Below are 14,522 nucleotides of genomic sequence, written 5' to 3'. Positions count from 1 at the left end.
CATTTCCCGCAGGGAAAGGGCTCTGACCCCAAGGCTGCTGGCGTCAAGTCCAGCCGGCCAGCTCGAACAGCTTCAGGATCAGGTACGCACAGCCGCCTGCCGCCGGGATGGTCAGGATCCAGGCCCAGACGATGCGTTCGATCACACCGAACTTCAGCGAACGCGGGTTCTTGGCGAAGCCCACGCCCATGATCGCGGTGGAGATGCTGTGGGTGGTCGAGACCGGCATGCCGAAGTGGGCGGCCAGGGTCAGGATGGTGGCCGAGCTGGTTTCCGCGGCGAAGCCGTGGATCGGGTGCAGCTTCACCATCTTGTGGCCAAGGGTCTTGATGATCTTCCAGCCGCCCGAGGCGGTACCGGCAGCCATCACCACTGCACAGGTCAGCACGATCCACATGGCAATGCCGTCGCCGGCGCTGGCATCGGGGTGCATGAAGGCCAGCCACGACGGCAGGTTGTCCAGCGCGCCGGTGGCTTCAGCGCCGATCAGGGTCATGGCGATGATGCCCATGGTCTTCTGCGCGTCGTTGTGACCGTGGGCGAAGCCCATGTAGGCCGCCGAGGCGATCTGCGCCTTGCCGAAGAACGCGTTGACGATGCGCGGACGGGCCAGGCGGCCGATGGCACCGCCGATCTTGGCCAGGCCGGCGATCAGGGCCCACAGCAGCACCATCACCACGATGCCCAGCAGGAAGCCGGCGATCGGCGAGGTGATCATCGGCACGAAGACCTTCCACAGCAGGCCCTTGTTCTGCGCCCAGCTGCCCAGGCGTTCGGACCAGATCAGCGCATCCCAGTTGTTGTGGGCAGCCGCCAGGCCAGCGCCGCAGAGGCCGCCGATCAGTGCGTGCGAGGACGAGGACGGCAGGCCCCTCCACCAGGTGATCAGGTTCCAGATGATGCCGCCCAGCAGCGCGCACAGGATCACCTGCGGGGTGACATCGACCACGTTGGTGTTGAGCAGGCCCGAGGCGATGGTCAGCGCCACCGCGGTACCGGTCAGCGCGCCGATGAGGTTCATGAAGGCGGCCAGCATCACCGCCCAGCCGGGCGAGAGCACCTTGGTCGCCACCACGGTGGCAATGGAATTGGCGGTGTCGTGGAAGCCGTTGATGAACTCGAAGACGAGCGCGGCCAGGATCACCACCAGGACAAGGGTCAACATGCGGCGGCGTCCGTCAGCTGTTCTTCAACACGATCTGGTACGCCACCACGCCGGCCTCGCGGCAACGGTCGATGGCCTTTTCCAGGATCTCGAAGAATTCCTTCAACAGGAACATCTGCAGGTTGTCCAAGCGACCGGAGTAGATGTCGCGGTACAGCTCCAGCATCAGGCGGTCGGCTTCGTTTTCCAGCGAACGCAGCTTCTCGTTCAGCGCGGTCATCCGGTCCAGGTTCATGTGGCGCAGGTCGGCCACCATTTCCACGACCACACCAGCGGCCTGTTCCAGCATCGCCGCGCGCGGCGCGAAGTCGATGTGTTCCAGATGGGTGGTGGCCAGCGAATAGCGATCGGCGAACTTCTCGATCTGCTTGGGAATCTTGTACAGGGCCGAGCCCAGCGCTTCGATGTCTTCGCGCTCGATCGGGGTCATGAAGCTGTCCACCAGCGCCTGGCTGATCTTGTCCGACGCCGCGCGCTCGCGCAGGCGGGCCAGCTTGAAGGCGTCCAGTGCCGGCTGGCGGTCGGCCTCGCGCAGCATGGAATGCAGCGCCTTGGCGGCATCGTTGGCCGCGACGGCAGCCTCATCAAGCAGGGTGTAGAACTGTTTGCCGGAACCGAAAATGGTCTGCAGAGAGAACATTGAGAAACCTGTCAGCCGTCGCGGGAAGGACGGCACCAGAGGGAATTATGACGGCTAGATGACCATCACGGGTATACCCGCCCGCTTCCGGGGGTGGAAAACCCCCAACCTGAACAGGCAGTTGCCATCCCGCCACGCCCCTTTGCTAAGATGCCAGCGCGCCCCCGGGCGCACCTTATGGACGACGACCCTTATCCCCCCGCGCCGCGCCGGACCCCGTTCCTGAGCGCCAGCCGCCACCGCAAGCACCCGCCCTCCCTGCCACCAACCGGGGACGACGCCCGTGTTTGAAATGATCCTGATTGTGTTCGCGCTTGTTCTGCTGAACGGCTTCTTCGCCATGTCCGAGATGTCGGTCATGACCTCGCGCAAGAGCCGCCTGAAGCAGATGGCCAGCACCTCCAAGCGCGCGGCCAAGGCGCTGGAACTGTCCGAAAAGCCGGAAAGCTTCCTGTCCACCGTGCAGATCGGCATCACCGTGATCGGCGTGCTGACCGGCTACCTGGGCGGTGAGGCGCTGGGCGAGGCGTTCGCCGGCTGGATCCAGGGCCTGATGCCCGGTTTTGCCTACGCCGGCAAGATCGGCACGGTGCTGGCGGTCAGCCTGATCACCTTCATCACGCTGATCTTTGGCGAACTGGTGCCCAAGCGCCTGGCCCTTACCCGTTCGGAGACCATCGCCGGCCTGGTGGCCATGCCGATGAGCTGGCTGGCCAAGCTGGCACTCCCCTTCGTCTGGCTGCTGTCCAAGACCACCCAGCTGGTGCTGAAGGTGCTGGGGCTGGGCAATGACGAAGCTGCCTCGGTCACCGAAGAAGAAATCCGCATGCTGGTGGCCGAGAGCCACGAGGCCGGCGTGATCGACGCCCACGAGCGCGACATGATGAACCGCGTGATGCGCCTGGGCGACCGCACCGCCGACAGCCTGATGACCCCGCGCAACCGCATTGCCTGGCTGGACACCCAGGCCGGCCTGGAGCGCAATCTGGAAATCATGGCCGAGCACGAGTTCTCGCGCTATCCGGTGTTCCGCGACAACGACCAGGACGTGGTCGGCGTGCTGGAACTGAAATCGCTGGCCACCCGCATGGCACGTGGCGACAACGCCCTGTTCCAGACCCTGCGCGAAGCGCTGTATGTGTCCGAATCGACCCATGCGATGAAGCTGCTGGAAATCTTCCGCGAGGAACAGCAGTCGATGGCGCTGGTGGTGGACGAATACGGTGAAATCCAGGGCCTGGTGACCATCAGCGACCTGATGGGCGCGGTGGTCGGCCGCCTGCAGGCGGTGGAGAACGCCGACGAGGATGCGCTGGTGGTGACCCGCGAAGACGGCTCGCTGCTGGTGGATGGTTCGTTGCCGATCGAAGACCTGCGCGAACTGATCGGCAGCAACGAGCTGCCCGATGCCGAGGAAGGCGATTACTACACGCTGGCCGGCATGTGCATCCACTACTTCGGCCGCATCCCGCATGCGGGCGAGTACTTCGACTGGGCCGGCTGGCGCTTTGAAGTCGTCGACCTGGACGGCGCCCGCGTGGACAAGCTGCTGCTGCGCACCCTGTCGGACGAGCAGGCCGATGAGCTCACCGCCTGATCCAGGCCACGGCGCGGGCGAAGAGCGCCCGAGCTATCGCAACGAGGGCATCCGCACCCTGTTGGCGATGTTCGAATTCGGTGATCCGGCCCAGCACATGAAGCTGGGCCAGATCCTGCAGGACCTGCAGCAGAGCGCGTTCGGCGTGTTCCTGTTCGTGGCCATCCTGCCCGCCTTCATCCCCATTCCGGGGCTGGGCGGCGCGGTCAGCGGTCCGCTGGTCATCCTGATCGGGCTGCAGATGCTGTTCTGCATGCGCAAGCCCTGGCTGCCGGGCTTCATCGCCCGCCGTGGGCCCCGCCGCGGCACCATGCACCGGTTCCTGGACCGCATCGACCGGCCGCTGCGGCGGCTGGACCGCATGCTGAAGCCGCGCATGCCGCAGTGTGTGGCGCCAGCGCCGGCGCACGCCTTCACCGGTCTGCTGCTGGTCCTGCTGGGGCTGCTGCTGTCGCTGCCAATTCCCTTCACCAACTACCTGTTCGGGTTCCAGCTGCTGCTGTTCTCGCTGGCCTTGCTGGAACGCGATGGCGCACTGATGCTGTTCAACTGGATCGGCGGCGTGGTGGCGGTGGCCTTCTTCGGTTTCAGCTCCGGCCAGCTGGTCGGTTACACCGCCGACCTGTTCCAGCGCTGGTTCTGAGCGTTGGCCGCTGGGTTCGCCGGGCATGGCCCGGCGCTACCCACCACGACCCGATCGGTAGCGCCGGGCCATGCCCGGCGGGGTGCTTCACCGCAGATCAATGAATCCGTTATCGCCCAACTGCGACGGATCATCCTGCACCGCCGACAACACGAAACTCAGTGCCTTGCCCAGCAGCGTGCCCGGGCCTTCCCAGTATTCGGCGGTCTCCGCACGTACCTGGATCAGGCGCAGGCTCGGATCATCCTTGCCACCGGGGAAGAACAGCTTCATCGCCGGCGACCACAGCGCCTCGATCCGCGTACGGTCATCGACGATGCGCGCCCGCCCGGACACCGACACATAGGTGTTCTTCGATGGGGAGGCATAGGCCACGTTGACCTGCGGGTTCAAGGCGATCTCGGCCACCTTCGGGCTGTCGGCGGCGGTGGCAAACCACAGGTCGCCGTCGAAATCGACCTGCTGGGTGCCCAGCGGCCGGCTGTACAGCCGACCGTCCACGCCGGTGGTGGTGAACATGGCCACCTCCACGTCCTTGATCAGTTCGGACAACTGGGCGATGTGCTCGGCACGGGTATCGGTCATGGAAGGGGCTCCGGAATCAGGAGCCCCCATCAGAACGCGTCGCCCTGCAATGCGCCGTGACGCAAACGTTCAGCCGGCGTGGCGGGCGTGCCAGGCCTGCATGGCCAGCTCGAACGAACGCAGGCGCGCGCGGTGGTCATACAGGTTGGCGGTCAGCAGCAGTTCGTCCGGCGCGTGGCGGTCGACGAACGCAGCGATGCCCTCGCCCACCTGCTGCGCATCGCCCAACACGGTGCAGGCCAGTGCGCGTTCCACGCCCAGCTTTTCATGCGGCTCCCAGAAGCTGTCGATGTCATCGATCGGCGCGGGGATGCGACCGGGGCGGCCACGGCGCAGGTTGACGAAGCTCTGCTGCTGGCTGGTGAACAGTCGGCGCGATTCGGCTTCGCTGTCGCTGGCCACGACGTTCAGCGCCAGCATGGCGTGCGGCTGCTTCAGCGTGGCCGAGGGCCGGAACTCACGGCGGTAGACCGCAAGCGCTTCATCCATCGCATCGGGAGCGAAGTGCGAGGCGAACGCGTACGGCAGCCCCATCGAGGCGGCGAGGCGCGCACCGAACAGGCTGGAACCGAGGATCCAGGTCGGCACCCGCAGGCCGCCGCCGGGGACCGCCTGCACCGCCTGCCCGGCCTGCACCGGCTCGAAGTAATGCAGCACCTCGCGCACATCCTGCGGGAACTGGTCGGCACTGTCGAAATAGCGGCGCAGCGCACGCGCCGTGGGCTGGTCGGTGCCGGGCGCACGGCCCAGGCCCAGATCGATGCGGTCCGGGTACAGCGACGCCAGCGTGCCGAACTGCTCGGCCACCTGCAGCGGCGCGTGGTTGGGCAGCATGATGCCGCCGGCGCCGACGCGGATGCGGCGGGTGCCCCCGGCCACGTGGCCGATCAGCACCGCGGTGGCGGCGCTGGCGATGCCGGGCATGTTGTGGTGTTCGGCCAGCCAGTAGCGGCGGTAGCCCAGCGCATCGGCGTGCTGGGCCAGTTCCAGCATGTTGGCGAAGGCGGCGGTGGTATCGCTGCCCTCGCAGACCGGGGCCAGGTCGAGGATCGACAACGGGATCATCAGGGGGTTTTCCGTCACAGGATTCCCCATGCATGGGGTCGCGACGGCGCCACGGCCAGTGACGGTGGCGGAATGCTGATTCCTGCCGGACCGGTTCAGGGCGCGCCGGACCGGTTCAGGGCGCGCCGGACAGGTCCCGGCGCGACCTCAAGGGCAGCTCAGAACGCGCTGGGGCGCGGCTCGGGCAGCGGCTGGTCGACCAGCGGCTTCAGCTCGGCATCCAGCGCCACCCGTTCGTCGAAGACGAAGCAGCGACCCTCGTAGCCTTCGCCACCGACCGCCTCGAAATAGCCCAGGATGCCGCCATCGAGCTGCAGGACATTGTCCATGCCATCGTTGACCATCCACAGCGCCGCCTTTTCGCAACGGATGCCCCCGGTGCAGAAACTGACCACGGTGCTGTCCTGCAGCGCCTGCCGATGCGGCGCCAAGGCTTCAGGCAGATCGGTGAACTTCTCGATGGGCAGCACCAGCGCATCCTTGAAGGTGCCATGGGCCACCTCCTGCAGGTTGCGCGTATCGAGCATCACCACCGGCTTGCCCGCATCGTCGTGGCCCTGGCGCAGCCAGCGCTGCACCGTGGCCGGGTCGACCGCCGGCGCACGCGGGTACGCCAGCGGCTGGCCATCGTCGCGCCGGAAGCTGATGATCTCGTCCTTCACCTTGCCCTTCAGCCGCGCGAACGGCTGGTGTTCGCTGAAGCTGGTCTTGACCCGCATGTCGGCAAACCGCGCATCGGCATGCAGTTCCGCGTAGAAGCCCTGCACCGCCTGCGGCGCCCCGGCCAGGAACAGGTTCAGCCCCTCGCCCGCCACCAGGATCGTGCCGCGCAGCGCCGCCGCCTCGGCACGCGCCAGCAGCTGGTCGCACAGGGCCTGGGGGGTGTCGATGACGGCGAAATGGTAGGCAGCGGTATTGGCGATCATTCCGCCATTTTACCGCCTTCAGGCATCGGGGTCAGAGCCCTCTGCGCAACAGAGGGATCCGACCCCGTGCGGTTCCCTGTGTCGACCAAGGTCGACACCTACCAACAGCCGCGGGGCACTGTCAGAGGCGGGGCGGTGGGGGCAGGCGGGGGCGCAGAGCGCCATGGATGGCGCTCTACGAGGCACGCAGGAGCAGCTCTTGCCGTCCCCCGCCTGCCCCCAGCGCCCTGCCCGTTCACGGAAAACCCGCTTTTGACGTTGACGTTGACGTTGCTTCGGCGGGTGCCGGGTGCAACCCGGCCGCAACAGCCCCCTACCCCCGCAACAGCAAGAACGGCAGCAGCACCAGCGCCGCCGCACCCGCCATCCCCAGCAGTACCAGCACCACGAACAGCGGCCGCCGCCGCAGCAGGCTGCCGAACGTTTCAGCCGTACCATCGCGCAGCGCCTGCTCGCGCTCGGCGCGGATGCGCGGCGCCCGCTCGGCCTGGTAATCGGCCATCAGGGCCTTGGCCCGCGGCTGGTCCGCGTCATCGCGCAGCCACAGGCCGCCATTGGAAATGCCCCAAGGGCTGGGTTCGGTGCGATACCAGGCGATGCCGTGCTGGTCCAGCAGGGTGCACACATCGGCGTACTCGTCGTCGCCGACATTGCGCAGGTTGAGCAGAAGTTTGGCCATGCCACCATGATACCCGGCGCCGATGCGCTACCCTTGCCGCCCGCGAACACCCTACGGAGACGCCCGATGCGCCGCCTGCTGCTTCCCCTGCTGCTGTCCCTTGTTGCCGCCGGTTGTTCGTCCGAACCCGCCGGCCCGCCGCCGGGCGGCACCCTCACCACCTTCGAACGCATCGATACCCAGGTGGGAACCGGCGCCGAAGCCGTGCCTGGTCAGAAAGTGACCGTGCACTACACCGGTTGGATCTACGACAACCGCACCGAGAACAAGCACGGCAAGACCTTCGACAGCTCGGTCGGCCGCGGCCAGCCCTTCGTCTTCGCGCTCGGCGCCGGTCAGGTCATCCGTGGCTGGGACGAAGGCGTGGCCGGCATGAAGGTGGGCGGCAAGCGCACCCTGATGATCCCGCCGGAGTATGGTTATGGCGATCGTGGCGTCGGCCCGATCCCGGCCGGCTCCTCGCTGGTGTTCGACGTCGAGCTGCTCGATGTCCAACCCTGATCTGCAACCGCCGCGCCGCGTCGCCGTGGTCGGCGGCGGCCCGGCTGGCCTGTTCGCCGCCGAGCGCCTGCGCGCCGCCGGTCTGGAGGTCGATCTGTACGAGGCGAAGGGCTCGCCCGGCCGCAAGTTCCTGATTGCCGGCAAGGGCGGGCTGAACCTGACCCATTCCGACGCGCGGCCGTTGTTCGACAGCCGTTACCGCGAACGCAGCGCCGCCGTGGGTGACTGGCTGGACGGCTTCGATGCCCAGGCACTGCGTGACTGGGCCGCAGGGTTCGGCGTGGACACCTACGTCGGCAGTTCCGGCCGGGTGTTCCCAGTGGACCGCAAGGCGGCCCCGCTGCTGCGCGGCTGGGTACGACGCCTGAAGGAACAGGGCGTGCGCCTGCACGTCAATCATCGCTGGACCGGTTGGGCCGATGACGGTGCCCTGCAGTTTGCCAGCGAACACGGCGACGTGCGCGTGCATGCCGATGCCACGGTGCTGGCCCTGGGCGGCGGCAGCTGGCCGCAGCTGGGCAGCGATGGTGCCTGGGTGGCGCCGCTGCAGGCGCGCGGCGTGGATGTCGCGCCGCTGCAGTCGGCCAACTGCGGGTTCGACGTGGACTGGAGCGCGCATTTCGCCCAACGCCATGCCGGCGCCCCGCTCAGGCCGGTGGTGGCCCACTGGACCGACCTGCAGGGTCGGCCGCAATCGCTGCAGGGTGAGTGCGTGGCCAGCCGCTATGGCATTGAAGGCAGCCTGGTCTACGCGCTGGCTGCCGATCTGCGTGACACGATCAACCGCGATGGCCACGCCGTGCTGGCACTGGATCTTGTACCCGGCCGCGACGAGGCGCGCCTGCTGGCCGACCTGTCACGGCCACGCAAGGGCCGCAGCTTCGGTGAGCACCTGCGCCGCCAGGCCGGGCTGGATGCGGTGAAGGCCGCGCTGGTGTTCGAGCACCTGGGCAAGGACGCAGGCAACGATCTGCCGGCCGTGGCAGCAACGCTCAAGCGCCTGCCGCTGCGGCTGCTGCGGCCGCGGCCGATGGCCGAAGTAATCAGTACCGCCGGCGGTGTGCGGCTGCAGGCCATGGACTGCCAGCTGATGCTCAATGCCGTGCCGGGCGTGTTCTGCGCCGGCGAAATGCTGGATTGGGAAGCGCCGACCGGCGGCTATCTGCTGACTGCGTGCTATGCCAGCGGGCTGCGCGCCGCTGAAGGCGTGATGGCGTGGCTGGCGGCGCGCTGACCCGGCGTTTGTAGAGTCAAGCTTGCTCGACTGCATCGGTAGAGAAAAACAGTCGAGCATGGCTCGACTCTACAAGAGCGGAAAACAGTCGAGCATGGCTCGACTCTACAGCGGGCGGTGCATGCGCACCGAGGCCAGAGCTACGCCACTGGGGTGCGGGTACTGCTCCTCCCGGACGGCCACGAAGCCCTGGCGCTGGTAGAACGCTACGGCGTTCAGCGAGGCCGACAGCACCACCTCGCGGGTGGGATCGGCCATCACCAGCAACCGCTGCATCAGCGCCTGGCCAATACCCTGCCCGCCGCGGTCGGGGTCCACGAACAACGCGTCGACTTCGTTGGCATCGCTGTCGAACACGCCAAACCCCAGCAGTGCGCCCTGCGCATCCTCAGCCACCACGCAGCCGCCCTGCCCCAGCAGCCGCGCGTACTGCGACGGTGGCGCCGAGGCCGACCACGGTGCGATCACCTCGGGCGGATAGTGGCTGCTGCAGGTCTCACGCACGCAACGGGTGCGCAATGCCCACAGCGTGGCTACATCGTCGGTGGTGCCGGTCCTGAACTGCATGGCATGTCCTTGTAGAGTCGAGCCATGCTCGACTGCATTTCGATCAACAAAAGCAGTCGAGCATGGCTCGACCCTGCAACAGCGGTTACCGCGATTTGCTGGCGCGCAGCGCCTGGATGCGCGCCGGCGGCTGGAACGAATCGCTGCGTGCATCGGCCCAGAACGCATGGAATACCGCGTGATCGGGCACTTTGTGCAGCAGCTCGCCCGGTTCCAGATAGCGGTACAGCGTGGCCAGCGAACGGATCTCGACCGGCGAAACGCGACGCAGGATGTGTTCCGGCCCCAACTCTGCCGGGTCGTTCAACCCGGCGGCACACAGCAGTTCCTTCAACGCGTGCAGCGTGTGCTCGTGGTAGCTGTACACGCGCGTGGCCTTGTCCGGTGCGTCCAGGTGCTTCCAGCGGGCCGGGTTCTGGGTGGCGATGCCGGTCGGGCATTTGTCGGTGTGGCAGCTCAGCGACTGGATGCAGCCCAGCGCGAACATGAAGCCACGGCCGGCATTGCACCAGTCCGCGCCCAGCGCGATGGTGCGCGCGATGTCGAACGCACTGGTGATCTTGCCGGCCGCACCAATGCGGATGTGTTCGCGCAGGTCCAGCCCAACCAACGTGTTGTGCACCAGCAGCAGCGCTTCGTGCATGGGCACGCCCACGTGATCGACGAACTCGGCCGGTGCCGCGCCGGTGCCGCCCTCGGCGCCATCCACCACGATGAAATCAGGGCGCAGGCCGGTTTCGTGCATGGCCTTGGCGATGCCGAACCATTCCCAGGGGTGTCCGATGGCCAGCTTGAAGCCCACCGGCTTGCCGCCGGACAGTTCGCGCAGGCGGGCAACGAACTGCAGCAGTTCCACCGGTGTGGAAAATGCCGAATGGCGCGACGGTGACACACAGTCCACGCCCATCGGCACACCGCGGGTGGCGGAAATCTCAGCGGTGACCTTCGGTGCCGGCAACACGCCGCCGTGGCCGGGCTTGGCACCCTGGGACAGCTTGATCTCGATCATCTTCACCTGATCGTGGGTGGCGTTGGCGACGAAGCGCTCTTCGCTGAAGCCGCCCTTGTCGTCGCGGCAACCGAAATAGCCCGAGCCGATCTCCCAGACCAGGTCCCCGCCCATTTCGCGGTGGTAAGGCGAGATCGAGCCTTCGCCGGTGTCGTGGTAGAAGCCACCGCGGCGCGCACCGTCGTTCAGCGCGCGGATCGCATTGGCCGACAGCGAACCGAAACTCATCGCCGAAATATTGAACACACTGGCCGAATAAGGCTTCGCACAGGTCGGTCCGATCAGCACACGGAAGTCGTGCTTGCCGATCGTGGTCGGCGCCAGCGAGTGGTTGATCCACTCGTAATCCACCGCGTAGGTGCTGCGCAGGGTACCGAACGGCACCGTGTCCATTTCATTCTTGGCGCGCTGGTAGATCAGCGCGCGCTGCTGGCGCGAGAACGGTACGTCCTCCAGGTCACTCTGCACGAAGTACTGGCGGATCTCCGGGCCGATCGATTCGAGCCCGTAACGGAAATGGGCCATGACCGGGTAATTGCGGCGCAGCGTGCTGCGCTTCTGCAGCAGGTCCCAGCAGCCCAGCACCACCATCGCCGCGGACAGGCCAACGCCCCAGTACCAGGCGGGCCAGAGTGTCGCCAGCCACAGACTGACCGGCAGCATCAGGATGGCGAGCACGAAGACAATGTAGCGGTGCATGGCGTTCCTCGGTTGCAACTGCCCCCGAGTCTACCCCGCCACGGGTGTACGCCCGCTACAGGCGATCATCGACCACGCTGCGCGGCCAGGCAGACTTCACGTCGTACACCAGCCCGCCCGGCACAAGCAGCGCGCGGATCTGCCCCTCGTCCAGCGCGGTGAAGGCGGCATGCGCCACGGCCAGCACCACGGCGTCATAGACGCCCTGCTGAGGTTGCTGCAACCACTGCACGCCGGTGCCGGCCAGCGCCGCCGGCCCCACCCAGGGATCGCTCACATCCACCTGCGCGCCACTCTCCTGCAACCGCTGCGCCAGCTCCAGCGCACGACTGTTGCGCAGGTCCGGGCATTCTTCCTTGAAGGTCACGCCCAGCACCAGGATGCGCGACTGCGCCGGGCTGCGCCCCCGCTCGTCCAGCATCGCCAGCACCCGCGCGGCCACATGTTCGCCCACCCGGTTGTTGACCTGGCGGGCGGTGTGGATCAGATCGGGGTGGTAGCCCACGCTCTCGGATTTATGCAGCAGGTAGTACGGGTCCACGCCGATGCAATGGCCACCGACCAGGCCCGGCCGGAACGGCAGGAAATTCCACTTGCTGCCTGCCGCGTCGAGCACATCCTGGGTATCGATGCCCAGGCGGTCGAAGATCAATGCCAGCTCGTTCACCAGCGCGATGTTGACGTCGCGCTGGATGTTCTCCACCACCTTGGCCGCCTCGGCCACGCGCATCGAGGGCGCCGGGAAGGTGCCCGCGCGGATGATCTGCCGGTACAGCCCATCGATCACCGCCGCCACGTCGGGCGTCGAACCGGAGGTGATTTTGCGGATGTCCGCCAGCCGCCGCGCGCGATCGCCGGGGCTGACCCGTTCCGGGCTGTAGCCGCAGTAGAAATCTTCGTTGAAGCGCAGGCCCGAGCCCTGCTCCAGCAGGGGTACGCACACTTCCTCGGTGGTGCCGGGGTAAACGGTGGATTCGTAGACCACCACGTCGCCACGGCGCAGATGGCTGGCAATCAGGCGCGTGGCCGAGCGCAGCGGCTCCAGGTCCGGCTGCTCGTAGGCATCGATCGGGGTCGGCACAGTCACGATGTACACATTGCAGGCGTCAAGCTGCGCCGGGTCACTGCTGTAACGCAGCAGCGTGGCCGTGGCCAGCTCGTCGGGCTCCATTTCCAGGGTATGGTCCTGGCCGCCACGAAGCTCGGCGATCCGCGCGTGATCGATGTCATAGCCCAGCGTGGGCAGATGCTGGCCGAAGGCCACCGCCAGTGGCAGGCCGACATAACCCAGGCCGATTACGGCCGGCGCAGGCGCCAGCGCCGCACTGATCGGCGCGCTCAAGCGCAATACCCCATGGGCATCATCAAGGTGCAAGGGCTCATCCGGGCATCCGCAGGCGTTCAAACATGCATACAAGAGTAACGGCCATGGGCGCTGCAGGTCACGCCCGCGCGAGTCCCGGCCCTAGCCCAGGCTGACGGCGGCCGGCTCCAGTTCGCCGTGCCCGCCCATCCAGGAACGCAGCAGCAGCGGGAAGCCGTTTCCCGGCCAATGCGGATCGTTGTCGAAGCCCTGCCACGGCGCTGCCACGATGCTGGCCAGCGCACCGGGTTCGATCATGCGGTTGGCCATGGTCCAGCGCGGGAACCAGCGCGCCCGCAGCGGGCCTGCGGCCAGTTCGGTCAGGCAGGCATGGCGGCGCGCGTTGACGATGCGGGCATGGACCGACGCCAGGCCATCGCGCGGACCTTCGGCGTACTGCAGGAAACGGGTGCCGTCGTACATCAGCACACCGGTCACCCCGGCCATGCGGTTGAAGGCGGTGGCATCGGCCAGCAAGGCGTCCAGCGCAGGCAGGTCCAGCCCTTCGCAGGCCGTACTGACGTAGGCGAACGCGTGCAACGACATGGCCCATCCCCCCTGCTGGATGAATGGGACTATGCCACGAAGCGGACGCACTGCCTACGGCCGCTATTCCAGCGGCGCTTCCACCTGATAGCCACGCTGCTGCAGCGCCTGCAGGTAGCCCTCGCCCAGCAGCAGGCTGACCGGCACGGTGGCGAAGGTGGCCGCATGCTTCTGCAGCGCGTTGTCCACGCCCTGCAACCAGCGCTGGCGTACCTGCTCGGGCAGGTTGCTCCAGCCGCGACGGCGCACGAAGTCCGACTCCTGCAGCACCTCGCGGCACGTCTGCGCCATGGCCGAGCCGGACAGACGCCGCAACGCTGCCACATCGCCCAGTGCCCACGCATTGGCACGCTCACGCAGCACTGGGGCCTGGAACTCGACGGTATCGAGCGTGCGCTCGAAACACGCGCGGTCATCCACTTCGGTCACCTGCAGTTCCTTCAGCGTGGCCCGCGCATCGTCGATCTTCAGGGTGACCTTCAGCGCCTCCGGCTGCAGGTCGCGCGCCTTGTAGAGCCGCTGCAGCGCCTTGTCCACCTGCTTGCCGTCGCGCAACCCGTTGCGTTTCAGGAAGGCCTGGTACAGGCGACCGGACGCCACCAGCGGGCGCTCCTTCTCGACGCCGCGATCACTGCCCAGGTAGGTCTGCTTGAGCTGCAGCCAGCGCGCGTAAGCCGGTGCCGACAATACCTGCTGCAGCGTGCGTCCCTGCGGATCGCGCGCACTGCGGCGTGCCAGCGGCAGCAGGGTCAGGCCCTTCAGCAGCCCCACCTGCGCATCGACCTTGAAGCCCGGCTCGCCCAGCACATGATCGACCCCGGCGATGGTGCGCTCGACCTCGTCCGGTCGCCATTCCACGCCCGCCGGCAAGGGCGAAACCGTGCCCAGTATCCACAGCACATGCCCCTGCGGCGCGGTCACTTTCCACAGCCCGGGGCCGGGTTGCTCGCCGGTCACCTGCACGGTGGCCATGTCCACCACCCCATCGGCCGGCAGCGGGCGCTGCTGCGCGCCCAATGGGTCCGCAGCCAGCAACAGCACCGACAGCCCCAGAACCATCCCTCGCATGCGCCGTCGTGCCATGTCGCCCTTCCTGTGTGCGTTGGCGGACTGTAGCGGGGCGCGCACGGCGCTGCGTAAAAGCCGCGTTAGCCGCTGCCGGCCGTGTCGATTCGGCTACAATCGGCGCGCGCTGCAGGCCCGGATGGCGAAACTGGTAGACGCATCGGACTTAAAATCCGCCGGGGGCAACCCCATGCCGGTTCGATTCCGGCTCCGGGCACCACCCAGGTCAACCAAGGAT

At 67.2% G+C, this 14,522-nt stretch carries 15 protein-coding genes and 1 tRNA gene; 5 read left to right on the top strand and 11 right to left on the bottom strand.

The genetic code is table 11. From position 1 onward, the window contains the following. Window positions 1-43: 43 nt before the first annotated feature. On the bottom strand, window positions 44-1,165 hold the full coding sequence (locus C1922_RS07670) for an inorganic phosphate transporter (protein ID WP_108749218.1): 1,122 nt from the start codon (window positions 1,163-1,165) through the stop codon (window positions 44-46). A gap of 13 nt (window positions 1,166-1,178) precedes the next feature. Beyond that, window positions 1,179-1,805 carry a DUF47 family protein gene (locus C1922_RS07665; protein ID WP_079221423.1) on the bottom strand — a complete coding sequence of 209 codons (627 nt, stop codon included), beginning with the start codon at window positions 1,803-1,805 and terminating at the stop codon, window positions 1,179-1,181. A gap of 292 nt (window positions 1,806-2,097) precedes the next feature. Between C1922_RS07665 and C1922_RS07660 the strand changes: the two genes are divergently transcribed. Together C1922_RS07660 and C1922_RS07655 are read left to right on the top strand one after the other, a co-directional pair. Beyond that, window positions 2,098-3,402, top strand: coding sequence for a hemolysin family protein (locus C1922_RS07660; RefSeq protein WP_108749217.1), 1,305 nt, complete (start codon window positions 2,098-2,100; stop codon window positions 3,400-3,402). Continuing rightward, entirely contained in the window at window positions 3,386-4,045 is a 660-nt protein-coding gene (locus C1922_RS07655; RefSeq protein WP_108749216.1) for an exopolysaccharide biosynthesis protein, read from the top strand. The genes C1922_RS07660 and C1922_RS07655 overlap by 17 nt, the downstream gene beginning before the upstream one ends. Window positions 4,046-4,132: 87 nt before the next feature. Here C1922_RS07655 and C1922_RS07650 read toward each other — a convergent pair whose 3' ends face one another. The 4 genes from C1922_RS07650 to C1922_RS07635 all read right to left on the bottom strand — a co-directional run bounded on the left by C1922_RS07650 (window position 4,133) and on the right by C1922_RS07635 (window position 7,300). After that, window positions 4,133-4,630 (bottom strand): pyridoxamine 5'-phosphate oxidase family protein, encoded by a 498-nt coding sequence (locus tag C1922_RS07650; RefSeq protein WP_108749215.1) that lies wholly within the window; start codon window positions 4,628-4,630, stop codon window positions 4,133-4,135. A gap of 69 nt (window positions 4,631-4,699) precedes the next feature. Further along, complete coding sequence (locus C1922_RS07645; protein ID WP_108749214.1) at window positions 4,700-5,695, bottom strand: LLM class flavin-dependent oxidoreductase; 996 nt, start codon at window positions 5,693-5,695, stop codon at window positions 4,700-4,702. Between the two features lie 158 nt (window positions 5,696-5,853). Beyond that, window positions 5,854-6,621 (bottom strand): sulfurtransferase, encoded by a 768-nt coding sequence (locus tag C1922_RS07640; RefSeq protein WP_108749213.1) that lies wholly within the window; start codon window positions 6,619-6,621, stop codon window positions 5,854-5,856. Between the two features lie 313 nt (window positions 6,622-6,934). Beyond that, a complete protein-coding gene (locus tag C1922_RS07635; RefSeq protein ID WP_108749212.1) occupies window positions 6,935-7,300 on the bottom strand; it encodes a DUF6164 family protein in 366 nt (121 codons plus the stop codon). A 66-nt stretch (window positions 7,301-7,366) separates the two neighbouring features. Here C1922_RS07635 and C1922_RS07630 point away from each other — a divergent pair, with 66 nt between their 5' ends. Beyond that, entirely contained in the window at window positions 7,367-7,801 is a 435-nt protein-coding gene (locus C1922_RS07630; RefSeq protein WP_108749211.1) for an FKBP-type peptidyl-prolyl cis-trans isomerase, read from the top strand. Next, on the top strand, window positions 7,788-9,035 hold the full coding sequence (locus C1922_RS07625; protein WP_108749210.1) for a TIGR03862 family flavoprotein: 1,248 nt from the start codon (window positions 7,788-7,790) through the stop codon (window positions 9,033-9,035). Before C1922_RS07630 ends, C1922_RS07625 begins: the two co-directional genes overlap by 14 nt. Before the next feature lie 105 nt (window positions 9,036-9,140). Here the strand turns inward: C1922_RS07625 and C1922_RS07620 are convergent, their stop codons facing one another. From C1922_RS07620 to C1922_RS07600, 5 genes are all read right to left on the bottom strand, one after another. Further along, entirely contained in the window at window positions 9,141-9,602 is a 462-nt protein-coding gene (locus tag C1922_RS07620) for a GNAT family N-acetyltransferase (RefSeq protein WP_108749209.1), read from the bottom strand. An 85-nt stretch (window positions 9,603-9,687) separates the two neighbouring features. Then, a complete protein-coding gene (locus C1922_RS07615) occupies window positions 9,688-11,310 on the bottom strand; it encodes an FMN-binding glutamate synthase family protein (protein WP_108749208.1) in 1,623 nt (540 codons plus the stop codon). 55 nt (window positions 11,311-11,365) lie between these two features. Then, on the bottom strand, window positions 11,366-12,652 hold the full coding sequence (locus C1922_RS07610; RefSeq protein ID WP_108749207.1) for a nucleotide sugar dehydrogenase: 1,287 nt from the start codon (window positions 12,650-12,652) through the stop codon (window positions 11,366-11,368). A gap of 123 nt (window positions 12,653-12,775) precedes the next feature. Then, window positions 12,776-13,219, bottom strand: coding sequence for a BLUF domain-containing protein (locus C1922_RS07605; protein WP_108749206.1), 444 nt, complete (start codon window positions 13,217-13,219; stop codon window positions 12,776-12,778). Between the two features lie 63 nt (window positions 13,220-13,282). After that, entirely contained in the window at window positions 13,283-14,287 is a 1,005-nt protein-coding gene (locus tag C1922_RS07600) for a TraB/GumN family protein (protein ID WP_159091886.1), read from the bottom strand. A 130-nt stretch (window positions 14,288-14,417) separates the two neighbouring features. Here C1922_RS07600 and C1922_RS07595 point away from each other — a divergent pair. After that, a tRNA-Leu gene (locus C1922_RS07595) sits at window positions 14,418-14,504 on the top strand. Window positions 14,505-14,522 lie beyond the last annotated feature (18 nt).

The organism is Stenotrophomonas sp. ZAC14D2_NAIMI4_7 (assembly GCF_003086675.1).
GTDB lineage: Bacteria > Pseudomonadota > Gammaproteobacteria > Xanthomonadales > Xanthomonadaceae > Stenotrophomonas.
Note: the sequence above shows the minus strand (reverse complement) of the source record. Positions and strands in the feature narration are given on the sequence as shown.